General features: G+C 54.5%; 25 protein-coding genes, 1 other RNA gene and 1 pseudogene. 20 read left to right on the top strand and 7 right to left on the bottom strand.

The window, feature by feature from the left end; translation table 11 throughout:
* Positions 1-2: 2 nt before the first annotated feature.
* Positions 3-704, bottom strand: a complete 702-nt coding sequence (locus WBP50_RS05965; protein WP_423932413.1) for a beta-phosphoglucomutase family hydrolase — start codon at positions 702-704, stop codon at positions 3-5.
* 49 nt (positions 705-753) lie between these two features.
* On the bottom strand, positions 754-1,776 hold the full coding sequence (trpS, locus tag WBP50_RS05960; protein WP_423932412.1) for a tryptophan--tRNA ligase: 1,023 nt from the start codon (positions 1,774-1,776) through the stop codon (positions 754-756).
* A gap of 254 nt (positions 1,777-2,030) precedes the next feature.
* On the opposite strand from trpS, the gene ffs reads away from it, so the two are divergent.
* The 5 genes from ffs (at position 2,031) to WBP50_RS05935 (ending at position 5,487) form a co-directional block, all read left to right on the top strand.
* An RNA gene (gene ffs / locus WBP50_RS05955) (signal recognition particle sRNA small type) lies at positions 2,031-2,129 on the top strand.
* A gap of 37 nt (positions 2,130-2,166) precedes the next feature.
* Complete coding sequence (locus tag WBP50_RS05950; RefSeq protein ID WP_423932410.1) at positions 2,167-3,216, top strand: 1,9-bis(guanidino)-5-aza-nonane synthase; 1,050 nt, start codon at positions 2,167-2,169, stop codon at positions 3,214-3,216.
* 28 nt (positions 3,217-3,244) lie between these two features.
* Positions 3,245-3,913, top strand: coding sequence for a fructose-6-phosphate aldolase (fsa, locus tag WBP50_RS05945; RefSeq protein WP_423932408.1), 669 nt, complete (start codon positions 3,245-3,247; stop codon positions 3,911-3,913).
* Positions 3,914-4,186: 273 nt separating this feature from the next.
* Positions 4,187-5,338, top strand: a complete 1,152-nt coding sequence (locus WBP50_RS05940) for an ImmA/IrrE family metallo-endopeptidase (RefSeq protein ID WP_423932406.1) — start codon at positions 4,187-4,189, stop codon at positions 5,336-5,338.
* Complete coding sequence (locus tag WBP50_RS05935) at positions 5,266-5,487, top strand: DUF4411 family protein (protein WP_423932404.1); 222 nt, start codon at positions 5,266-5,268, stop codon at positions 5,485-5,487. The genes WBP50_RS05940 and WBP50_RS05935 overlap by 73 nt, the downstream gene beginning before the upstream one ends.
* 20 nt (positions 5,488-5,507) lie before the next feature.
* Here WBP50_RS05935 and WBP50_RS05930 read toward each other — a convergent pair.
* Positions 5,508-5,789: pseudogene (locus WBP50_RS05930) on the bottom strand (integrase core domain-containing protein); the annotation flags it as partial.
* Here WBP50_RS05930 and WBP50_RS05925 point away from each other — a divergent pair.
* Complete coding sequence (locus tag WBP50_RS05925; protein ID WP_423932494.1) at positions 5,679-5,963, top strand: zincin-like metallopeptidase domain-containing protein; 285 nt, start codon at positions 5,679-5,681, stop codon at positions 5,961-5,963. The pseudogene WBP50_RS05930 and the gene WBP50_RS05925 sit on opposite strands and share 111 nt — an antisense overlap.
* A 19-nt stretch (positions 5,964-5,982) precedes the next feature.
* Here the strand turns inward: WBP50_RS05925 and WBP50_RS05920 are convergent, their stop codons facing one another.
* Positions 5,983-6,717 carry an endonuclease NucS domain-containing protein gene (locus WBP50_RS05920; RefSeq protein ID WP_423932403.1) on the bottom strand — a complete coding sequence of 245 codons (735 nt, stop codon included), beginning with the start codon at positions 6,715-6,717 and terminating at the stop codon, positions 5,983-5,985.
* Positions 6,718-6,776: 59 nt separating this feature from the next.
* Entirely contained in the window at positions 6,777-7,175 is a 399-nt protein-coding gene (locus tag WBP50_RS05915) for a hypothetical protein (protein ID WP_423932402.1), read from the bottom strand.
* A gap of 288 nt (positions 7,176-7,463) precedes the next feature.
* Between WBP50_RS05915 and WBP50_RS05910 the strand changes: the two genes are divergently transcribed.
* The 6 genes from WBP50_RS05910 (at position 7,464) to WBP50_RS05885 (ending at position 12,051) form a co-directional block, all read left to right on the top strand.
* Positions 7,464-7,922, top strand: coding sequence for a tyrosine-type recombinase/integrase (locus tag WBP50_RS05910; RefSeq protein WP_423932401.1), 459 nt, complete (start codon positions 7,464-7,466; stop codon positions 7,920-7,922).
* Positions 7,874-8,839 carry a transposase gene (locus WBP50_RS05905; RefSeq protein ID WP_423932399.1) on the top strand — a complete coding sequence of 322 codons (966 nt, stop codon included), beginning with the start codon at positions 7,874-7,876 and terminating at the stop codon, positions 8,837-8,839. The genes WBP50_RS05910 and WBP50_RS05905 overlap by 49 nt, the downstream gene beginning before the upstream one ends.
* A 105-nt stretch (positions 8,840-8,944) precedes the next feature.
* The gene (locus tag WBP50_RS05900; protein ID WP_423932397.1) at positions 8,945-9,436 is read left to right on the top strand and encodes a DinB family protein; all 492 of its coding nucleotides are present in this window, start codon (positions 8,945-8,947) and stop codon (positions 9,434-9,436) included.
* Positions 9,437-9,520: 84 nt separating this feature from the next.
* Positions 9,521-10,033: a GNAT family N-acetyltransferase gene (locus WBP50_RS05895; protein WP_423932395.1), complete on the top strand. Its 513-nt coding sequence runs from the start codon at positions 9,521-9,523 to the stop codon at positions 10,031-10,033.
* Positions 10,034-10,483: 450 nt separating this feature from the next.
* Complete coding sequence (locus WBP50_RS05890; protein ID WP_423932393.1) at positions 10,484-10,891, top strand: hypothetical protein; 408 nt, start codon at positions 10,484-10,486, stop codon at positions 10,889-10,891.
* 275 nt (positions 10,892-11,166) lie between these two features.
* The gene (locus WBP50_RS05885) at positions 11,167-12,051 is read left to right on the top strand and encodes a hypothetical protein (protein WP_423932392.1); all 885 of its coding nucleotides are present in this window, start codon (positions 11,167-11,169) and stop codon (positions 12,049-12,051) included.
* A 101-nt stretch (positions 12,052-12,152) separates the two neighbouring features.
* On the opposite strand, the gene WBP50_RS05880 is transcribed toward WBP50_RS05885, so the two are convergent.
* Positions 12,153-12,662 (bottom strand): septal ring lytic transglycosylase RlpA family protein, encoded by a 510-nt coding sequence (locus WBP50_RS05880; protein ID WP_423932391.1) that lies wholly within the window; start codon positions 12,660-12,662, stop codon positions 12,153-12,155.
* Between the two features lie 141 nt (positions 12,663-12,803).
* Between WBP50_RS05880 and WBP50_RS05875 the strand changes: the two genes are divergently transcribed.
* From WBP50_RS05875 to WBP50_RS05845, 7 genes are all read left to right on the top strand, one after another.
* Positions 12,804-13,592 carry an alpha/beta hydrolase gene (locus WBP50_RS05875; protein ID WP_423932389.1) on the top strand — a complete coding sequence of 263 codons (789 nt, stop codon included), beginning with the start codon at positions 12,804-12,806 and terminating at the stop codon, positions 13,590-13,592.
* 36 nt (positions 13,593-13,628) lie between these two features.
* Positions 13,629-14,246 (top strand): acyloxyacyl hydrolase, encoded by a 618-nt coding sequence (locus tag WBP50_RS05870; RefSeq protein ID WP_423932388.1) that lies wholly within the window; start codon positions 13,629-13,631, stop codon positions 14,244-14,246.
* Positions 14,247-14,310: 64 nt separating this feature from the next.
* A complete protein-coding gene (locus WBP50_RS05865) occupies positions 14,311-15,822 on the top strand; it encodes an alkaline phosphatase (protein WP_423932387.1) in 1,512 nt (503 codons plus the stop codon).
* 115 nt (positions 15,823-15,937) lie between these two features.
* A complete protein-coding gene (locus WBP50_RS05860; RefSeq protein ID WP_423932385.1) occupies positions 15,938-16,651 on the top strand; it encodes a cyclase family protein in 714 nt (237 codons plus the stop codon).
* 99 nt (positions 16,652-16,750) lie between these two features.
* Positions 16,751-17,413 (top strand): succinate dehydrogenase cytochrome b subunit, encoded by a 663-nt coding sequence (locus tag WBP50_RS05855; protein WP_423932383.1) that lies wholly within the window; start codon positions 16,751-16,753, stop codon positions 17,411-17,413.
* Positions 17,414-17,462: 49 nt separating this feature from the next.
* Positions 17,463-19,403 (top strand): fumarate reductase/succinate dehydrogenase flavoprotein subunit, encoded by a 1,941-nt coding sequence (locus WBP50_RS05850; protein ID WP_423932381.1) that lies wholly within the window; start codon positions 17,463-17,465, stop codon positions 19,401-19,403.
* Between the two features lie 11 nt (positions 19,404-19,414).
* On the top strand, positions 19,415-20,188 hold the full coding sequence (locus WBP50_RS05845; RefSeq protein ID WP_423932380.1) for a succinate dehydrogenase/fumarate reductase iron-sulfur subunit: 774 nt from the start codon (positions 19,415-19,417) through the stop codon (positions 20,186-20,188).
* A gap of 31 nt (positions 20,189-20,219) precedes the next feature.
* Here WBP50_RS05845 and WBP50_RS05840 read toward each other — a convergent pair whose 3' ends face one another.
* The gene (locus tag WBP50_RS05840; RefSeq protein WP_423932379.1) at positions 20,220-20,897 is read right to left on the bottom strand and encodes a fibrobacter succinogenes major paralogous domain-containing protein; all 678 of its coding nucleotides are present in this window, start codon (positions 20,895-20,897) and stop codon (positions 20,220-20,222) included.
* Positions 20,898-21,273: 376 nt separating this feature from the next.
* On the opposite strand from WBP50_RS05840, the gene WBP50_RS05835 reads away from it, so the two are divergent.
* Positions 21,274-22,593, top strand: coding sequence for a hemolysin family protein (locus tag WBP50_RS05835; protein WP_423932377.1), 1,320 nt, complete (start codon positions 21,274-21,276; stop codon positions 22,591-22,593).
* Positions 22,594-22,712: the final 119 nt, after the last annotated feature.

Below are 22,712 nucleotides of genomic sequence, written 5' to 3'. Positions count from 1 at the left end.
GGTTATAGGGTTGCAGTACGGGATTCGTGAAGCCGGTCAAACAGGCTGACAGGATTCACCTGCAGGAAATCGTCGATGACGTCGAGAATGTTGCTGTAGGGAGCGAAAGCCTCTCCGCTGTTCGTTGTGGTAACGGCCACGCAGTTCATGCCAGCCCTTGCCGCAGCCTCTATGCCCGGAATGGCGTCCTCGAAGACGATGCAGTCTGCCGGATCAGCCCCGAGCAGTTCGGCTGCCCTGAGAAAGATATCGGGAGCGGGCTTTCCCTCTTTGACCTGATGGGAGCCCACCACGGCCTGAAAAAAGTGAGAGACGCCGATAAGGTCGAGCACGTAGGCGGTGTTTTTGGCGCCCGAGCCGGTTCCTACGCCGAGCAGGATTCCCGCCTGTCGCGCTTTTTCAAGAAAAGGGTGCAGTCCCGGCATGGCGGTGATGCGCCCCCGCGAGTTTACCCGGTAGAGAAAATCCTTCAGCTCCGTCAGCCGCTCGGCATCGGGATCGCTTATGTCGGGGTCGAGAAAATAGCGGAGCACATCCGGCCCCTTCATGCCCGCGGTCTCTACGAGATAGCGTTCGGGATCGAGGCCTTCGAGGCCGTAGTCCCGGAAAAGTTCGACCCATGACTCGGCATGAAAGCGCATGTTGTCGGTAAGAACGCCGTCCATGTCGAAAATAAATGCCTGTCTCCTTGCTGGTAGTGTCATCGGGTCTCTCGATCGGGTTGTGTTACTGATGCCGGAAGCGGGTCTCGTTTCAGCCGAGCTCCATGGCGGTCCGGACTTCCTGCATGGTTTGCGATGCCCGGGCCCTGGCTTTTTTCTCCCCTTCGAGCAGGATATCCTTTACCAGGTCTATGTGGGCCTCATAGTAGCGGCGTTTTTCAAGCAGCGGCTCCAGCTCCGCCGATATGGCGGCCGCGCAGAGTTTCTTGCAGTCGACACAGCCCAGAGAGCCGGAACGGCAGCCAGCTTCGATTTCCGCAAGCTCCGGCGTTGGGATAAAGCGTTTGTGATAGCTGAACACGGTGCACACTTCAGGGCGTCCCGGATCGTTTCTCCGGACTTTCAGGGTATCGGTCACCGCGTTGCGGACCTTTTTGAATACCTCTTCGGGCGGGTCTGAAAGGAATATCGTGTTGCCGAGCGACTTCGACATCTTCGCCTTGCCGTCGAGCCCCACCAGTCGCGAAAATTTGGTGATTTTCGGTTCAGGTTCGGGGAATACCTCTCCGAGTGCGGGATGCGGGTAGTGGAAGTTGAATTTTCGTGCGATTTCGCGGGTTATTTCCACGTGCGGAATCTGGTCTTCGCCTACCGGCACGACATTGCCCTTGTAGAGCAGGATGTCGGCCGCCTGCAGCACCGGATAGCCGAGATGGCCGTAGGTCAGCGATTCCATGTTCAGGTCGCGAACCTGCTCCTTCAGCGTCGGATTGCGTTCGAGCCGGGCGGAGGTGATCAGCATGGCGAATAGCAGGAACAGTTCGGCGTGCTCCTTCACCTGCGACTGGCGGAAAACGGGACTTTTATCGGGATCGATGCCGGCGGCAAGCCAGTCGAGCAGCATTTCGATGGTGTTCAGGTATGCGCCGGAGGTTTCAAGCGACGTGGTCAGGATGTGGTAGTCCGCGATGAGAAACCAGGTTTCATAGACTCTTGAACCGTCCTCTGCGAGCAGGTTCTGGTAGTGAATCCAGTTTTCAAGTGCGCCGGTGAAGTGTCCGAGGTGCAGTTTGCCGGTTGGCCGCATCCCGCTTAAAATGCGAAGAGTACCCATAAAAAAGATGTCCGCCGCCGGTATTGATAGATAGATAAAAAACTGCCCCTTGCGGCGCTGTCGCAGTAGTTTGCCGTTATCGTGAACCGGTACCGCTTGTAAAACTGCTGCAGCGTGCCCGGGTGCCTATGAAGTTATAACAGTTGCAAGAAAGATAAAAGACCTTTGTTTGTTTTTTGTTTTCATTACACTATATTGAGCCACTTGTTTCGATTTCTTGACACAAAAAGAGTACTGAAACAGCTATATTTAGAGAGTAAGTCCTATACAACATTCGGTTGCCCAACCATGTCAGATCCGGAAGGAAGCAGCATCCGGCAATTCGAATGTGTGATATAGTAAGCTTACTCTCTTTTTTTTTGAACAATTATAACTCTACGGAAGGCAACTATGGAATCGGGGATCAGAAAAGAGGAACTGCTCAACGCGCCGGTCAGGCATATCGATATCAAACAGCTCAACATAGTACCGCTTATAGACCAGATGGCCGATACCGCCTTTCAGGCCCGCAATCTCGCCAGAGCCGCGTCTATCGTGGACCTCATGCAGCAGGACCGGGAGTGCGCCGTCATCCTCACGCTTGCCGGTTCGCTCATCAGCGCCGGACTGAAGCAGGTCATCATCGACATGCTCGACAACCACATGGTTGACGCCATCGTCTCCACCGGCGCCAACATCGTCGATCAGGACTTTTTCGAAGCGCTCGGCTTCAAACACTACAAAGGCACCCCGTTCATCGACGACGCCATCCTGCGCGACCTGCACGTGGACCGCATCTACGACACCTATATCGACGAGGACGATCTGCGCGTCTGCGACGAAACTACGGGCAAAATCGCCGACTCCATGCAGCCCGGAGCATACTCCTCGCGCGAGTTCATCATCGAAATGGCAAAATATATCGAGCGGAACAACCTCGACAAAAACTCCATCGTCTATAAAGCCTACGAAAAGGGCGTACCGATTTTCTGCCCGGCATTCAGCGACTGCTCGGCGGGCTTCGGTCTGGTGCACCACCAGTGGCACAACCCCGATAACCACGTGGCCATCGACTCCGTGAAGGATTTCCGCGAACTGACCAAGGTCAAGATCGAGAACGACAGGACCGGCATCTTCATGATCGGCGGCGGCGTACCGAAGAACTTCACGCAGGACATCGTGGTGGCGGCCGAAGTGCTCGGTTACGAGGATGTCTCCATGCACACCTACGCCGTGCAGATCACCGTTGCCGACGAGCGCGACGGCGCGCTTTCCGGCTCCACCCTCAAGGAGGCCAGCTCATGGGGCAAGGTCGATACCGTCTACGAGCAGATGGTGTTTGCCGAAGCTACCGTCGCCATGCCGCTTATCGCAGGCTATGCCTACCACAAGCGCAACTGGGAAGGTCGCAAGGCCAAAAACTTCAACGCCATGCTCGACAAAGAGAGCGTCGGCGCATAACCGTTCATAACGAAGTAAAGGGGGCTGCATGAAATTTTTCATCGATACCGCCAACCTCGACGAAATCCGCTCAGCCGCCGAACTCGGCGTGCTGGACGGCGTCACCACCAATCCGTCGCTCATCGCGAAGATCGTCGGCGATCCGTCGAACTTCACCTACAGCGACTTCAAGGCGCACATCCGGCGCATCTGCGACATCGTTGACGGTCCGGTCAGCGCCGAGGTCACCTGCCTCAAGGCCGAGGAGATGATCGCCCAGGGAGAGGATCTTTCGGCGATCCACGAGAACGTGGTGGTCAAGTGCCCGCTCACCATCGACGGCCTGAAGGCCATCAAGCACTTCTCCGCGAACGGCATCCGCACCAACGCTACGCTGGTATTCTCGCCGAACCAGGCGCTGCTGGCGGCCAAGGCCGGCGCGGACTACGTGAGCCCCTTCGTGGGCCGGCTCGACGACATCAGTACCGACGGCATGGAGCTTGTCGAGCAGATCGTTACCATCTACGACAACTACGGCTACCCGACAGAGGTGATCGTGGCCAGCGTCCGCCATCCGCAGCATGTGGTCACCGCAGCCATGATGGGAGCCGATATCGCCACCATCCCCTACGGCGTCATCAAACAGCTCGCCAACCACCCGCTCACCGACGCGGGGCTGAAAAAGTTCATGGATGATGCGGCGGTGATGAAGAAGTAACTGCTCCAGGCACCCATAGTTCTCTCAAGCCGGAATGCCCTGCATCTCCGGCTTTTTTTGTTAGGGAGGATAATCACTGTGACTTTTCGATGCTGTGGTCACGGCATCGATCTTTACCCGAATGTTGGCTGCCGGTAAACTATGAAACAGATTTTTGTGTATGGATTTTTGTATTTTTACAGCAAGTTCAGCCATACTGAGATTTTTTTCCCACTGCATATCATTGGTTCATTAAATCGGTTATTATAAAGACGACCACACTATGAATGAGCAATGAAGGTTGCTGTTAATGCACATGTCCTTGAATGGGCGTTAGACCGTTCCCGGCGAAGAGAAAGTCTGGAACGGAAATTTCCGAAGCTATCCGGCTGGCGGGATGGAGATGCATTGCCGACTTTCCGGCAATTGCAGGATTTTGCGAAAGCGGCTGCCGTACCGTTTGGCTATCTCCTTTTGCAGAAACCTCCTGCCGAGCAATTGCCTGTCGCCAATTTCCGGACAGTGTCGGCTGAATCCGGATCCGGGTTAAGTCCCGAACTGATCGATACCATTCAGGCAATGCAACGCAGGCAGGTCTGGATGAGAGAGTATCTCATCGCTGAAGGGCATGACCGTCTGCCATTTGTGGGTTCCCGCCGGATTGACACTGAGCCTGCCGAAATTGCCCGCAATATCAGGACTGTTCTTGGTATTGACGAGAGCTGGGCAGCCAATCAGCCAAACTGGGGTGAGGCTTTGAGAGCGTTGATTGGAAAAGTCGAAAATGCCGGTATCCTGGTCATGTCCAACGGGATCGTCGAGAACAACACGCATCGGAAACTCGATCCGCAGGAATTTCGCGGTTTTGTGCTTGTTGACGATTATGCTCCGCTTGTGTTCCTCAATGGTGCGGATGGAAAAGCTGCCCGAATGTTCACACTTGCGCATGAGCTTGCCCACATCTGGATTGGCGTCAGCGCCGCTTTCGATTTGCGGGATTTGCAGCCGGCAGACAATGATAACGAACGGGCATGCAACCTTATAGCGGCAGAATTTCTTGTCCCTTCTACCGTTCTTGCAGAATTCTGGCCGCAGGTTCGTGGGAGAGATAATTCTTTTCAGTTGCTTGCTAAACGCTTCAAGGTCAGTGAAATCGTGGCGGCACGGCGATTGCTCGATATGGGGTTTATTGCTCGTGCAGAATTCATGAAATTTTACAGAGCGTGGCAGGATCAAGAACAGCGACTTGCCAAAAAAACCGGTGATGATGGCGGTGGTGATTTTTATGCCAGTCAGAATATCCGTATAGGCAACAGGTTCGGCGATTTGCTGACCCGATCGGTCCAGGCTGGAACGACGCTGTATACTGATGCATGGCGGTTGACAGGCCTGAAGAAGAATACCTTCCAGGAATACGCACAAAAGATATTCGGGAGAAGCGTATGAACTCCGCTCAACCTTTTCTTCTCGATTCGAACGTCCTGATGACCGCCGCTCGCCAGTATTACGCCTTCGATATTGCCCCAGGCTTCTGGTCAGCTTTAGACCGAAAAGCAGGAGATGGTGCGTCAACCCCCTTAACTGGACCGGCATAATTAGAGTTTCCCGGCCTATTTTATTGCTGTTCAATGAATTCCATGGGCGTCAGGTGACTCAAGGAATAGTGCGGTCGAACCTCGTTGTACTCTCTCCGCCAAGCTTCGATTTTCTGCCTCGCATCGTCAAGATCCAGAAACCAGTTCACTGACAGGCATTCATCACGGAACTTCCCGTTGAATGATTCAATATACGGGTTATCAGTCGGTTTGCCCGGTCGGGAGAAGTCCAGGACCACCTTATTCTCATAAGCCCAACGATCCATTTCTTTCGAGATAAACTCGCTGCCATTATCGACTCGGCGTTTCTTTGCGCCGATCTGGAAGTTATATTGGAACCAAGAGAAGATCATGCCGCCTATATTGCGTCATGGTTGAAGGCATTGAAGAACGACAAGAAAACGGTTTTTATGGCTTCTTTCCATGCGCAACGGGCGACTGATTATTTGCATGGTTTTCAGCCCATTTCTCAGTAACGTTAGTAAAAATTGATACTTAGTCTTCTTGGGTAAACTTAAATTCTATCGAATATTTTTTTAATGACAGGGCAGGAACAACACGAGCAGCAGCTTTAGTGCGCTTGTCAAATTCTTGAGCAACCAGTATTCCGCATACTGTTTTTCCGCCTTCTTCTTCTTGCAAATCACCCATATAGCCCAATATCTGACCTATGGCGCGACTGTCGGCCTTGCCTGCTTTAAGTTCAACTACAACCAGAGAGTTTCCATCATCGCAAGTAATATCAATGAAACCGGAATTAACGGCACGTTCGGCACCGTCATCAATAATTTTTAAATGCGGATCAAGACTACAAATATTTAGTCGCAATGCTGCCTGCATATCACGCTCAAGAGTGAATCTTTGTTGGATTGATTCTTCTGTCGAAGGGGTGTCAAAATTTTCTTCAGAGGGCTCAATTTTTGAAGCTGCCAGAGAGTATCCGGCATCGTTAAGAAATTTTTTATAACGTACTACAGCACTTTTGTATGATTGAAGGTTGTTTCGAGTGTTGCCCACAAACTTTATTTTTGAGGGATTCGGTTTTTTTGCGTTCTCATCATTTGTTGAATATGTAAGATCATTTATTACGTTTTCATAAGTGCCATTTCTAAAATGGTCATCAAAATTACCATAGCATTCTTCAACTTTTTTTACTCTATTAATCTGAACGACCTGCGTGTTATCAGCGTATTGTTGTTCGGAAAGCCACTTTTGGTAATCTTGACGCATAATCTCCTCTTTTCTAGAATGGTTTTTTGTCTGGGTCTAACTTAATTATAGGGTTAGCCCTATGCCCGTCCAGATATGTAGATTAAGTCTTTAATGGCTTTGCCGCTTGCCCCATCAAGCTTAAACAACGTGTGACGGAAGGGATATTCAATGCCAGTGATGCTTTTGATTTCTCCCGCTGACAATGGTGGTTTTACATGGTGGAATCGTTGAAGGTTCATAGAGTATTTCCCCTCAGGGTCACCTTCGTAAAGTTCTTTTATGAGCGTTCCATCAGCTTCCCCTAGTGCTACGATACCAACTTCATTTTGGTATAAGAAAACAATATCATCTTGCAATATACGCTCGATCTTGAATTTCCATGGATCATCATTTGCAGAAGCCTTTCCATTGAGCAGCATCTCTTCATGATCCGCTTTCCCGTTGCTGAGGTTAGTGTTGTTAATGTAATAGTCCATCTTAGTAAGATTTATTTTTAGCAAAATGAAGCGCTTCGCACATAGACCGTATGAGATGCCTAGCAGGTTGCAAATACTTTTTAAATTCCTTGCAATATTACATTATTCCCCTCAAATATTTTTTTGTCTCGTGGTGTGATGAACTAGACGAAATGCATTATTATTTTTAGTTATGGATTCATAACAAGCCATCAAACCCATGTTTTCATGGAGGTCAGAAAAGGCTAAAACTAGACAAAAAGATGAGCGAACGAAAACATCTTGTTTCAGCCGAGGTTGAGAGGCTCATTGACGCCACCAAGGGAGGACGCAACGCAGCGCGTACGTGACCGCTGTTTTTTGTTGCTGATGTTTCGTCATGGCTTGCGCGTGTCGGAGGCTTGCGCCCTGCAATTGTCCCAAGTCGATATTGAAAGTCGTATCTTGCACGTTACATGGCTGAAAAAAGGATTATCCACCACGCACCCCCTCCGGCTTGATGAAATCAAGGCGATCAAAGCATGTCTAACGATCCGAACGAAGATGAAGGCGGATACCACCGATGATTTTTTTCTTAGCAATCGACGGGGAGCGTTAAGCCTCAAAATGGCTTGGTTGGCAATCCGCAATTATGGAGAACAGGCCGGGCTTCCCCTGCCAGGCCACCCGCACATGCTTTGTCATGCTTGCGGTTACGCCAATAAAAAAACCCAACCCCCATGCCGCGAGGAGCGAGACTTGATGCGCCGGGAACCCTGCATCATGTGATCATCAGGGGGATCGAAGACGGGAGCATCTTCCGGGACGATACGGACCGGAAAGCCTTTCTGGACCGGATGGGGTTGCTTGCCAAAGGCTCGGGCACGAGCATCTGCGCCTTTGCGCTTATGCCGAACCACGCGCATATCCTCCTGAAAAGCGGCCCGGACGGACTGTCCTCCTTCATGCGCCGTCTGCTTTCAGGGTACGCGCCGTACTTCAACCGGCGTCACCAGCGGGTCGGGCACCTCTTCCGGAACCGGTACCAGTCCATCGTCTGCGAGGAGGAGGCGTACTTCGATAAACTCGTGGCGTACATCCACCTCAAACCTTTGCGTGCCGGACTGGTCGAATCGCTCGATCAACTGGCGCTTTATCCGTGGAGCGGCCACGCGGTGCTCCTGGACAGGGTGAAGTACGACTGGATGGATCGCGACTATGTGCTGCGCTTTTTCGGCGGCAGTGCGGGAGTTGCAGGAACGGCGTATCTCGCATTTCTCGAGGATGAGATGCATATCGACCGTGAACAGGAGCTGTCGGGAGGCGGCCTCGTGCGCTCCCAGGGCGGCTGGTCGAGGGTGCAGTCCATGCGGAAACGGGGCCGGAAAGCCCTCGGCGACGAGCGGATTCTCGGCGGTGAGGAGTTCGTCAAAGGGATATTGAAAGAGGCGGCTGACGGGAAAGAGGTTCCGTTGTCGGAACACGAACGGCTGCAGTTGTTTGACAAAGCTGCCGAACAGGCATGCCAGGCGGAAGGAGTAACCGTAACGTTCCTGCGCTCGGGGAGCAGGAGCGGCCAGCTGCCCTCTCTGCGGAAACAGCTTGCCAAAAAGGGCGCGTTCGAAATCGGCCTGCCTCTTGCCGAAATTGCACGGCGGCTCGGGGTGACGCCGAGCGCCGTCAGCTATATGTTGAAGCGGCAATGAGGCCTGTTGTCCGAATTCCATGATTGCGATGGTTCTGTTTTGCACTGGTTCCCATGGATGAATTTCGTATCCGGATTTTCAACAACAGATCATTTCCCGCTGCGTATGACACATCCATTCTGTACATCGGTTATCAGGCACCTCTCAACAAGCGCTGAACGCCTTGCGGTCTGCATCGATACGGTTGACGAAGATCGCCTGTGGGTTGATTTTGCCCCGAACCTCGCAAGCCCCGGAAACCTCGTGCTGCATCTTGCGGGCAATCTCGGCCAGTACGTGCTCCGGACGCTCGGAGGGAGCCCCAGCCTGCGTGACCGGGCCGGTGAGTTTTCAGACAAGCCATCAAAAGACCGGGACGCGCTCAAGGCCATGCTGCTGGAGCGCGTCGACCAGTGTATTGCGGTTATCGGCGGGCTTGGAGAGGAAGATCTGGAGCGGATATATGCCGTTCAGGGCAGCGAGCGGACGGGCTTCGACATTCTCCTGCAGGTCTCCGAACATTTCAGTTACCATACCGGCCAGTTTGCCTGGTTCTGCAAATACCTGTTCCACGGGGATATCGATTTTTACAGGGGCAGGGATCTCAACGTCCGGTAAAGGGGGCGGATTATCCGCCTGAAATCCCGACAGACCGGCCTATATTATCTCTATTGCAGTGCATAACAGAACACAGGGATAACCATGAATTCAGGAATAGCAATCAGGGACGAGCAATCCGGCGATGCAGCAGCGATAACCGATCTCACCATCGAGGCATTCAAAACGCTGGAAGTCAGCAACCACACGGAACAGTTCGTGATCGAGGCGCTGCGCGCCGCCGGAGCGCTCACGCTCTCCCTTGTGGCGGAGCTCGACGGTCGTGTGGTGGGCCATATCGTATTTTCGCCTGTAACCATGTCGGACGGCACCACCGGCTGGTACGGCCTCGGGCCGGTATCGGTGTTTCCGGAGCTGCAGCGGCAGGGAATCGGCAAGGCCCTCATACAGGAGGGGCTTCAGCGCATGAAAGCGCTGGGCGCCCGGGGCTGCTGCCTTGTGGGGCATCCGGAGTACTACCGGCAGTTCGGGTTCAGCAATTACGGGGGGCTTGCGATAGAGGGAGTGCCTTCGGAGGTGTTTTTCTCGCTTGCTTTCGATGGAGACACCCCTAACGGGAGCGCCATGTTTCATGATGCATTCATGGCGCGCGCCTGAGATGGTCAATGCTATACTCGGGAGTTGATGAAAACAGGCGAACTCTCAACCTGCTTCGAGACAAACCGTGCGCTTCCGCCGAACCGGTCCTCCTGTTTTTCCGGCGTTTTTTTTGCGTGACCGGCTGGCGTAGAAAAGGCTTGTGAATTCGTTTCCTGTTTGCTAACATGTGAAAGACAAGTGTTTTGCTGGGTACAACCCCCAAACTCGGAAAAACATGCCCCCCATCCCGATGCAATGCTTCAGCATTGTCGCGCAGACCTTTTTTCAAGGTTTCCTTTCCTCAAAATTCCGGAGTTCAATCCGGAATCCTCGCTTGTCTTTTGTTACCGCATTATACCCGGTTTGAACAGGAGAGGGGATGGCGTAAAACAGCTCCGTCGCCATGTTTGCGGCGAGGCCGGATCAATCTCAGGTTTGTTTTTTCCAATCAAACAACAGGAGCAGACAATGAGCAACTATCCTATCACCGACTTTCAGGGCGATTGCGGGGAGAGCTCGCAGCAAGGGCGGCCGAACAGTGTTGGGTCAGTCAAGGGCCTGCAATGCAACGAAGCTGCCAGTATTCAGGGAAACACGGATCTGAGTACCTGCATGCGCGCCAACAATGGGGCTATGGTGTACGGCATAACCCTGACGGGTTCTCCCGGTATCTATGACTTCGTTGTCAATGTCGATGCACAGGGTCCTCACGGCTTCGGAAGCGGCAGCATGTATCTGGCATTTACCGATGAGTCGGGGGATACCTACTACCTGTCGATATACAGCAGCACCCGGTCGGTGCATACCGTTCGCTACAACAGCGAAAAGCCCGCCATCAAAAGGATATGGTGGAGCGACTACAGTTTCACCGTATAGTCCGCCTGCAGGAATGCCGGCCATGCAGCTTTATCGCGGAGCCATGGCGGGCATTCCATTAAAACGCATTTGCGCTCGGAACGCGGTTCGGAGCGGCAAAGGAAACGGTGAATCCCGTGCATTAACAGGCAAGCGGCAACAACGGGTGCTGCAATCCGGTTAAATGTTGTTTTCCGGGCGTTATCTTTTCGTGCGATAGTGTATTTTGCGGAAAAACGATACGGCGTGTAAGCTCACGCGGTGCGGAGAGAGAGGCTTAACCACAGGGGAACGATATGATCGGCTTTTTCAGACGGGTTGTTGCGGTGTACGATTCTCTGGAGCATATCTGGGAGCACAAGCGAACTGAACGCGCTGCCGCCAATCTCCTGATTGCGGCCTTTCTCGGTTCGCTTGCGCTGATCGAGCTGGCCCGTCAGGGGTGGTTGCCCGAAACCGTTGCCGTGCTGCTGCCCAAAAGCCATTTCTATGCCATCAACGTTGCATTTTCCATGCTGCTCGGGATCGAGGTTTTCGGACTGGTGTTCAGCCTGGCGAACTCGGTTTCCGTTTCGGTGGGCAAGCAGTTCGAAATCCTCTCGCTCATCCTGCTGCGCCACTCTTTCAAGGAGTTTATTTACTTCAACGAGCCGCTTGTCTGGGAGCAGGCGTCAAAGCCGGTGCTGCACATTCTCTCCAACGCCGGCGGGGGACTCCTGATATTCTTTCTGCTCGGGATCTATTACCGGCTGCAGCGCCACCGCGTCATTACGCAGACCGCCGTAGCCACCGCAGAGTTCATCGCCTCGAAGAAGATCGTGTCGCTGTTTCTGCTTCTGGTCGTCAGCTGCATAGGTGTGCTCCAGGGTTATTATTTCCTGCAGGGCCAAACGGTTTACGATTTCTTCTCGATTTTCTACACCGTGCTTGTGTTCAGCGATGTACTGCTGGTGCTGATCTCCCTGCGCTACAGCTCAAGTTATCCCATCCTGTTCCGCAACTCCGGCTTTGCCGTCGCAACCGTGGTCATCAGGCTTGCCCTGACCGCTCCGCTGTATCTCAACGTCCTGCTTGGCGCAGGTGCCATGGTGTTCGCCATCGGCATTACCATAGCGTACAACCGGTTTGAAAAAACAGCACGGCAATCCGCCGGTACAGCGAAGAGTTCGTTGTCACACTGATAACAAGGTGGCTTGGAGTGGCGGACGAAGCGTCTCTGGCCGGGTCTCCGGTGCCGGCTGCTGTTTTTAATGCAATGAGGAGCGTATGCCCCTCCGGGAGTTCATTTCGAGAGCACTTCGAGCTTGACCTTTGCCGTGCCTTTGCCGAAGAATCCGAGCCGTTTGGCGGCTTCAGCGGAGAGGTCTATCACCCTGTCGTCGACGAACGGACCCCGGTCGTTCACGCGCACGATGATCGACGAGTTGTTTTCGAGATTGGTGACGCGCACAATTGCCGGAAGCGGGAGGTATTTATGGGCGGCGCTGGGTTTGTCGGGGCGGAAGATTTCGCCGTAGGCCGTCGGCTGGTTGTTGTGCTGATCGAGGGTTTCCTGGCCGTACCAGGATGCGATGCCGATTTCCTGGTAGCCGCTGGTTTCCCTGTAATCCATCGGGACATAGCGTTTGCCGTCGATCACATAGGGCTTGTTCTTGAGTTTTCCCAGACGGTAAGCCTCTTCCGGTGAAAGCAGCCGTCCGCTTCCCGATGAAAAAGTACCCCGGCTTGTCGAGCAGGAGCTGAGCCCTACGGCAGCCGCCATGAGTGCCGTAAAAAGGATTTTGCGCATCATTGATTCGTCTCCTCTTGCATGGGTTATTCTTAAATAATAGCTATTTCACAGGAAAATTCCCGCTCCGGGCGTATATTCTTCGTTCAATTAAAAAAGCACTTTGCTTGCACAGACCCTTTCTTCCGGCTTTTTTCCACTGTTATGGCTGAACAACAGCATGCGAAAGCTCCTGTCGGCGTCCTGATCATCCACGGATTCAGCGCAACGCCCGAGAGTGTCGCCATACTTGAAAAACCATTGCGGGCTCTCGGTCTGCCGGTAAGCCTGCCGCTTCTTTCCGGTCACGGAGCTTCTTCCCCCGAAGCGCTCAGGGGGGTGACCTTTCATGACTGGATTGCTGATGCCTGTCGGGCATTTCAGGCGCTTGCCGAAAAGGCCGATAAAATCATCATCGTGGGTCACAGCATGGGCGGCCTGATTGCTCTCCGGCTTGCCGCTCAGTTCGCCGGAACGGTTGATTCGCTTGTTCTTGCTGCTCCCGCCCTCAGGCTTGCCTCCCTGCTCGCCCCCGGAAGGCCTTTCCACTTTGCTGCGGCTCCGCTGGCCAGGGTGATAAAACGGTGGGATATCAAACCGGTTTTCACCGGACCCGACTATCTTGGCAGTGTCGCCCAGTATGCATGGGTGCCGACCGATGCCATACTCTCCCTGTTCGAACTGATCGGCGCGACACTGCCGCTGCTCGGGAGCGTTACCGTTCCGGTGATACTCCTGCAGAACCGGCGAGAGACAACGGTACGGTCGGAAAGCGTTGCAATGCTGTTCAATCGTATAGGCACCAGCCACGCAGAGCGATCGGTCATCTGGCTGGAGCGCTCTGAGCATCAGATATTCTGTGACTGCGAGCGCGAAGAGGCCCTCAGAGCCATTCTTGCCTTTGTTTCCGGCAGGCTGAAGCACGATTCGCCGCATGCCGGACGTATCAGTTAACCGTCAGCTACCCTAAACCCGAAAAAACGTTGTACCATGAACTGCCGTATCGCTTCTTTTTTCCCTCTTCTCCTGGTTTTTTTTCTTTCATCCGCAGCGGCCGTTCCGGCGTCCGCTTCAGCTGAAATAGTGCAGCATGAAGGGAAAAACGGCCTCTGCCTCAATGAAATCGGTATTGGAACCGGTTATGCATGGGGCTCTCTGAAAGGTGAATCCGGGGACATATCCGTCTACCCGGCATTCGTGAGACTTGGTTTCAGCGCCAACAGCCTGGTGGGCATAAAGAGCTCCCGGAATACCCTGCAGCTGACGATCGAGCCCTTTCTCAATGCCGTTTCCGGGCCTGAGGATGGTGTCGAGGCAGGATGCGCTCTGGGTGTGCGCTACCTTCACGAAATCGCAAGCCCTCTGGCGCTCTATCTTGAGGCCAGCGTCGCGCCGATGTACTACAGCATCGATACCGTGGAGCAGGGCGCGGCCGGATTCAATTTTCTCGACCAGTTCGGGGCCGGACTGCAGTACCGGGTTGCGCCGGCAATGGCGGTGTTCGGCGGGTACCGGTTCAGACATCTTTCCCATGCGGATCTTGCGGACCGTTCCAATGACGGGATCAACACCAATGCACTTGTCCTGGGTTTTTCGTGGCTTTATTGACACTTGGCGTGTCGATGTAACCGATTCGTAACAGCGGGATTTCTTATGTTGAAAGGCGGCGTCAATGCCGCCTTTCTGCATCTTTTCAACCAATCAGGACACAACCATGATTGCGCCGCGTCCCGGAACATCACCATCCGCGATTTTCCAGAAACTTCTGGTTCTGCTCATGCTGGTTCTGATTGGTTCGGGATCAGGATGTACAGGCAGCGCCGGGCTGGTGCATGTACCCGACAAGGGTGCTTATTCCGCCCGCCCGAAATACATTTTCCTCTTTATCGGAGACGGTATGGGCCTGGCGCAGGTAAAGCTCTCCGACGGGGTACTCGATCCGGACAAAGGCCTTGCCATGGGAGGCTTGCCGGTAACCGGCATTACCGCGACCCATGCCGAAAATCGCTACATCACCGATTCCGGCGCTGCGGGAACGGCTCTTTCGACCGGATTCAAGACCTCCATCGGCACCATTTCGATGAGGAGCAACCACAGGGATACCCTGCGTACCGTCGCAGAGATGGCGAAACAGAAAGGCATGCGGGTGGGCATCCTGTCCAGCGTCGGTATCGACAATGCTACCCCGGCCTGTTTTTACGCCCATAATGCCGGAAGAGGCAATTACCACGATATCGCCGTGCAGATGGCAACAAGCGGTTTCGATTATTTCGGGGGAGGCTATGCCGAGGGCGATTTTTTGCATAACCGGCTCAGGGGCGGGGCGGCCAAACCGGACATTCCTTCGGTCATGAAAGCCGCCGGCTATCGGGTGACGACAGGCCGGGATGAGCTGCTCTCCGTGCTGCCGGGGACACCCTGCTGGGCATATACCGGTTTTGACGGCAAGGCGGCGATGAGCTATGCCATGGATCGACGGAAAGAGGATCTTTCTCTGGCCGAGTTTACCCGCCAGGGCATCAGGCTGCTCGACAACCCTGCCGGATTTTTCATGATGGTCGAGGGAGGAAAGATCGACTGGGCATGCCATGCCAACGACGCCGCCGCCGCTGCGCATGATGTTGCGGCTTTCGATGAGGCCATTGCCGAGGCGGTAGCTTTTTACCGGGTTCACCCGTCAGAGACCCTCATTGTGGTGACCGCCGATCATGAGTGCGGCGGTCTTTCGCTCGGCAACGCTTCCCAGGGTTACGAATCCCGGTTGCAGCTCCTGCGCCGTCAGAAGGTTTCGCGGCAGCGATTTTCCGAGATGGTTGCTTCATGGACGAAAACCCGCAGCGTCTCCTTTGCCATGGCGCTCGACAGCGTGAAGGTGTATTACGGTCTGGGCGACGCGGCTCCCGATTCCGCACTGGCGATTTCTGTGCAGGAGCGGAAAATGCTCAGGGGGGCCTATCCCGCAACGCCTGAGGACTCCGGACCCGGAGCGGAGCGTTTTGCTTCGGCCGTTACCGGCATGCTGAATGCAAGGGCAGGCATCGGCTGGACAAGCAACGCCCATACGGCGGTTCCGGTTCCGGTTTTTGCGGCTGGCGCCGGTGCTGAAGCGTTCGGCGGCAGCTATGACAATACCGGCATTGCCGAAAAAATCATGCGTCTGGCTCGTTTTGGCGGAAGACCGTGACGGGATATCCATGGCTGTTTTTGCGCCGGACGTTCGTTATATTTGCGGTTGTTGTTTCTTTTATCCGGCCCGGTCTTGATCATGAAATCATATGAGGGAGCTGTGACTGTCGGGAGTGTTTCGCCGCAGCGGCATTGCGCTGCAGGTTGTGGTGCTTCGGGAGATATCGCGTATGCATGAAAAAGGCATGCGCGTTGTCGACCTGACGAGGTCGATCGGCCCCGGTATGTCATGCTATCCGGGGACTCCTCCGCCCGGCTCGGTTTCGCTCGCAACCATCGATGCCGACGGCTTCAACGAACAGCTGCTCACCTTTTCCTCCCACACCGGAACCCATGTCGATCTTCCCCTGCATATGTCCGACGGTGCGCCCTCTCTTGATGCTTTCGGTGCGGAGCGGTTCATTGGCCGCGGCGTGGCGCTCGATGTGGCATGCGCTTCCGGAGGCATCATTCCTCTTGCCCTTATTCAGCCCAGCCGCCCCCTGATCGAGGGTGCCGATTTCGTGCTGCTGCATTCCGGATGGGGGCGGCACTGGGGCACACAACGATACCTCTCCGGCTATCCCGTACTGAGCTCCGAAGCGGCTGCCTGGCTGGCCGGGTTTCAGCTGAAAGGGATCGGGGTTGACATGGTTTCGGTCGATCCTTCCGATTCGGAGGAGTATCCCCTGCACAACCTGTTTCTTGCAAACGGGACGCTGATCGTCGAGAATCTGGTTTATCCGGACCGGAGGCTGCTGGGGACGGGTTTTCAGTTTTTCTGTCTGCCTCTGAAGATCGAAGGGGCTGAAGCCTCTCCTGTAAGGGCGGTAGCCTTACTGGATTGATGAATGGATTTTAGTTTGCATTTCTAAAAAGATGGTATTACCTTACGCGGCAATGGATGTATTTTTGCGTTCTTTTCCAGTGCACTGAAAAATCATAGTATGAACAAGTTATTGTTGTTTTCGTCAATCACCAGAAAGGTGATGATGGCGCTTGCAGGGCTTTTTCTGGTAACTTTTCTTTGTGTTCATCTCGGCATCAATCTGATGCTGCTCAAAAATGACGGGGGCCGGGCTTTTTCCGAAGCGGCTGCCTTCATGGGTACGAATCCTCTCATCAGGGTTTCCGAGATTGTACTTTTCGGGGGATTTCTTCTCCATATCGCCTACGGAGTGCTGGTCTCCGTGCAGAACCGGGTTTCCCGGCCGGTCACGTATGCGATACCAAACAAGACGGAAACATCTTTTCTGTCGAAGTACATGCTGCACAGCGGCATCATCGTCTTTGTCTTTCTCGCGCTGCACTTCGCCGATTACTACCTTGTCAAGATCGGGCTTGTCGCTCCTCCTGCCGGGATTTCCTCTCACGATTTCTACGCCATCACCGTTCACCTGTTCTCGAGTTTCTGGTACTCCCTGGTTTACATCGTCGGCTTCGCGTTTCTCGGCTTTCATCTCAACCACGCCATCCAGTCGGCTTTTCAGACCATGGGCTGGAACCACAGCAAGTACATGGACACCATCAAACTCTTCAGCACGGCATATTCCGTCCTGATCGCTGTCGGTTTCAGCGTGATCCCGATCTATTTCCTCTTTATAAAATAGGTTAACAATTGCTAATCCCTGCGATTTTCACTGAAAAAAACCACGTTCAATGATAAGCCTCAACGCCAGAATTCCTGAAGGTCCGATAGCGGAAAAGTGGACTTCCTACAAGTCGGGTTCCAGACTGGTAAATCCAAACAACAAACGCAAGCTCGACATTATCGTTGTCGGTACCGGTCTTGCCGGTGCTTCGGCTGCATCGACGCTTGGCCAGCTCGGCTATAACGTCAAGGTGTTCTGTTATCAGGATACCCCTCGCCGCGCCCACAGTATCGCCGCACAGGGAGGCATCAACGCGGCCAAGAACTATCCGAACGACGGGGACAGCGTTCACAGGCTTTTTTACGACACCATAAAGGGCGGAGACTATCGGGCCCGCGAAGCGAATGTCCATCGTCTTGCAGAGGTCAGCAACCAGATCATCGATCTCTGTGTCGCCCAGGGAGTCCCGTTCGCAAGGGAGTACGGCGGGCTGCTTACAAACCGCTCATTCGGCGGCGCGCAGGTTTCGCGTACCTTTTATGCCAGAGGCCAGACCGGCCAGCAGCTGCTGCTCGGGGCCTACAGTTCACTCAGCCGCCAGATTGCTGCAGGCAACGTTACGCTCTGCAACAGGCGGGACGTGCTCGATATCGTTCTTGTTGACGGGAAGGCTCGCGGCATTATCGCCCGCAACCTTGTCACCGGAGAAATCGAGCGTCACGCGGCCCATGCGGTCGTGCTTGCAAGCGGCGGGTACGGAAACGTGTTTTACCTTTCGACAAACGCCATGGGGTCGAACGTTACCCCGGCATGGAGCGCCTACAGAAAAGGCGCGATGTTCGCCAACCCGGCATTTACCCAGATTCATCCGACCTGCATTCCGGTTCACGGAGATTTCCAGTCGAAACTCACCCTGATGAGCGAGAGTCTTCGCAACGACGGACGCATCTGGGTTCCGGCAAACATGGAGGATGTCGACCGTCTCCGGAAAGGCGAGATCAAACCCTCGGATATAGCCGACAAGGACAGGGATTACTATCTCGAGCGCCGTTATCCGGCATTCGGCAACCTCGTGCCGCGCGATGTGGCTTCGAGAGCCGCCAAGGAGCGGTGCGATGCGGGTTACGGCGTAAGCAGCACCGGTACGGCCGTATTTCTCGATTTCGCCGACGCGATCAGGCGAAAAGGGCACGACACCATCGACGCGCTTTATGGAAATCTTTTCCAGATGTACGAACAGATCGTGGCCGACAGCCCCTATGCAACGCCGATGATGATCTACCCTGCGGTGCACTACACCATGGGCGGGCTTTGGGTCGACTACGATCTCATGACAACCGTTCCAGGACTGTACGCGATCGGCGAGTGCAATTTTTCCGATCACGGGGCGAACCGGCTCGGCGCGTCGGCGCTTATGCAGGGTCTGGCGGACGGGTATTTCATTCTGCCCTATACCATCAGCAACTATCTCGCCGCCGAAATTCACACGCCTCGTTTCGACGCAGGCAGCAGCGAGTTCGATCTCGCTGCCGAGGGGGTTGCCGATAGGCTGCATGCGCTGAAAAATACCAATGGCAGAGAGTCGGTAGATCAGTTCCACCGTCGTCTTGGAAAGATCATGTGGGAGTATTGCGGCATGGCCCGGAACGAACAGGGACTCAACCGTGCGCTCGGCCTCATCGCCGATCTCAGGGATGAGTACGGCAGGAATGTCCGCATTCCCGGGGGTATGGACGAGTACAATCCCGAACTCGAGAAAGCGTGCAGGGTTGCCGACTTCATCGACCTCGGAGAACTTATGGTGCGCGACGCCCTCCAGCGCAACGAGTCCTGCGGTGGTCATTTCAGGGAGGAGTACCAGACTTCGGACGGCGAGGCGCTGCGTGATGACGAGCATTTTTCGTTTGCCGGCGCATGGGAGTTCAAGGGGAGCGGTACGGCCGCGGAACTGCACCGCGAGGAACTTCATTTCGATGTGGTCAAACCTTCACAACGGTCATATAAATAATAGTCAGGACTATGAATTTCACGCTGAAGATCTGGCGACAGAAAAATGCGTCAGCAAGAGGGGAGATCCTCACCTATTCGATCAGGGATATTTCGCCTGATATCTCTTTTTTCGAGATGCTTGATATTCTCAACCAGCAGCTGATCTCGAAAGGTGAAGATCCGGTTGCTTTCGACCACGACTGCCGGGAGGGCATCTGCGGCACCTGCAGTCTGTACATCAACGGACGCCCGCACGGGCCGGTCAGCGGCGTTACGACCTGCCAGCTCCATATGCGGGCGTTCGCCGACGGAGATGTCATCTATGTAGAGCCCTGGCGTGCGAAGGCTTTTCCTGTCATAAGGGATCTTGTGGTTGACAGAAGCGCTCTTGACCGGATCATCCAGGCCGGCGGGTATGTTTCTGTGAATTCGGGAGGCGTTCCTGACGCGAATACCATTCCGGTTCCGAAACCGGAATCCGATGCGGCGTTCGATGCGGCAACCTGTATCGGTTGCGGCGCCTGCGTGGCCTCATGTCCCAACGCTGCTGCCATGCTGTTTGTCGGAGCGAAGGTCTCGCATCTTGCCCTGCTCCCGCAGGGAAGGGTGGAAGCGGTTCAGCGGGTGCAGAAGATGGTTGCACGGATGGACGAGCTGGGCTTCGGCAACTGCAGCAATACCTATGCCTGCGAAGCGGAGTGCCCGAAGCAGATTTCCGTTTCCAGCATCGCCCGCATGAACCGTGAGTTCCTTTCGGCAAAACTGTTTTCCGAAAAGGAAAAGGTGATCAGCGATTCGATCTGAATGCCTTTCGGGGGCCTGTCGGAGGCCCTTTTCAGTCTTTGACGCATCGGACGGCAAATCCCAGTCGTTTACTGGCTTCCCCCCGGCGCAGCGCGGCGTCGAAGTAACCGATAGCGTAACCCCATGCCCGTTCAGGGGCTGATTCCGTCGAGGACCAGAGTCGGCTGTATTCGCCAGCGAGCACAAAGGCTCCGTCGGTGTCGCGGCGCGCACCAGCCGGAAGAATGTCGAGCCCGCTTTTTCCCGCCCTGTCGTCCGTTTCTTTCCAGAGCCTCGTTGCCTTGAGCGCTCCGCCTGCATGATCCTGGCCGCCAAGAGTTTCGCCCAGGGCTTTCCAGTCCGCATCCGTTGCCACATGCCATCCCCGGGGAGCAAGTCCCCTCGGATCGTTGACGGCATACCAGTTGTAGAGTCGGCCGTAGATTTTTCCCTTTGCATCATCGTTTTCATACCGGCACCATGCGCCGGTTTTCAGTTTCGCCCACTCTTGCGGATCCCTGACTTCCGGAATGGGGTCGCCGTTACGGTAACGGGATACATCGAGATTCTCCGCAGTCCACACCCGATTTCCGATAGTAACGGTGCGGTAGCTTCTTCCTTCGCAATCGGTTACCGGTTCGCTTTCTTTTCCGGCGCAGGCGGTCACAAGCAGGAGGAGGAGAAGAAGAAGGGGACGCATGACTTTGCCGGGGGGCGTACTGTTTTTCATTGCGGAAGAAGATGGTGATCTGGTTCATGAACTGATGCGGCATCAGCTTGTAAAATAGTGAGGAAAACGGTTTTTTCAAGTATGATGCCGGTTGGCCGCCGTTGCGGGGGGGATAGGGTGAACCTTTACCTAAGCGCTGCAGTTAAAAGCTTTAAAGAGATCAGCGTTTCCTGTTTGCCGGTGCGTTTTTTTTACGACGGGAAAAGTTGTAACCTCTTTGTAACAATGCCGGTTTGGAAATTGGCATTGAATGTTGTAGTTGATAACCGAAACAAAAAACTCAAGGTTGCATTAAGGAATCTTTACGAGCATGAACACTCCTCCGCAGGGGCTTTTGCATCGGTAACGGCGGGCTCGAAGGTTCAAACCTCCATGTATGGAAATATTTTTTCTTCTATTTCTCATTCTTGTCAACGGCATGTTCGCCATGTCGGAGATTGCGCTGATAACGGCGAAACGTTCAAAGCTTCAGAAGCTGTCCGGAGAGGGCGATAAAGCTGCGGAAGTTGCCGTCAGGCTGGGACAGGAGCCGACACGGTTCCTTTCAACCATACAGATCGGCATAACCTCGATCGGCATCCTGAACGGCATTGTCGGCCAGGGGGCGTTTGCCCAGCCATTTTCCCTCTGGCTGCAGTCCTTCGGGATGGACAGAGAGCAGAGCGGCATACTGGCGACAGCCTTGGTGGTCATTTCCATCACCTATGTCACCATTGTCATCGGCGAGCTGGTCCCCAAGCGTCTTGGCCAGTTCAACCCTGAAGGGGTCGCCAGGCTCGTTTCCCGGCCCATGCTTGCCCTTGCGGCCATAACCCGGCCGTTCGTCCGTCTGCTTTCGGCTTCCACCGATACGATACTGCGTCTGTTGGGAAAAGACCCCCAGTCGGCTCCAAGCGTAACGGAGGAGGAGATCCACGCCATGCTCGAAGAGGGTTCGGAAGCGGGGGTCATCGAGCAGCAGGAGCATGAAATGGTGCGCAACGTTTTCAGGCTTGACGACCGTCAGCTTGGGACCCTTATGGTGCCGAGGGCGGATATCGTCTATCTTGATGTTGCCCTGCCTCTGGAAGAGAATATCGACCGGGTGACCGGTTCGGAACACTCCCGTTTTCCGGTCTGTCAGGGTGGACTGCAGTCGTTGCTCGGCGTGGTTAACGCAAAACAGCTCCTGGCACAGACCCTTAAAGGGGGGCTTACCGATTTCAGTGCACAGCTTCAGCCATGTGTCTACGTGCCTGAAACCCTTACGGGCATGGAGCTGCTCGAGCATTTCAGATTATCGGGCACCCAGATGGTGTTTGTTGTCGACGAGTACGGTGAAATTCAGGGGCTGGTAACCATGCAGGATCTGCTGGAAGCCGTAACCGGCGAGTTTGTGCCCCGCAATCTCGAAGATTCCTGGGCTCTGCAGCGGGATGATGGTTCCTGGCTGCTCGACGGCATGATTCCGGTCCCTGAACTGAAAGATACCCTTGACCTGAAAAGCGTGCCTGAAGAGGATAAAGGGCTCTATCATACGCTGAGCGGGCTCCTGATGTGGCTTCTTGGCAGAATGCCGGTCACCGGTGATGTCATGGAGTGGGAAGGGTGGCGTCTGGAGGTTGTCGATCTCGACGGCAAGCGGATCGACAAGGTGCTGGCCTCTCCGGTTTCGGAAGATCCTGCTGGTCAGACTGTCCGCAAGGCGGAAGGCTAGGCCTGCGTTCCATGGTGTTTCCTGTTGCCGCGCAATTGCTTACATTAAAAGGATGAGGTCAATCACCCGTCTCCATTTTTCTCATGGCCGATGAAGGTTCAGCCACCGTTGCCATATCG

Origin of the sequence: Chlorobium sp., from assembly GCF_049593655.1 — a bacterium.
Lineage (GTDB): Bacteria > Bacteroidota > Chlorobiia > Chlorobiales > Chlorobiaceae > Chlorobium.
This window is presented reverse-complemented; position numbering and strand designations above follow the sequence as displayed.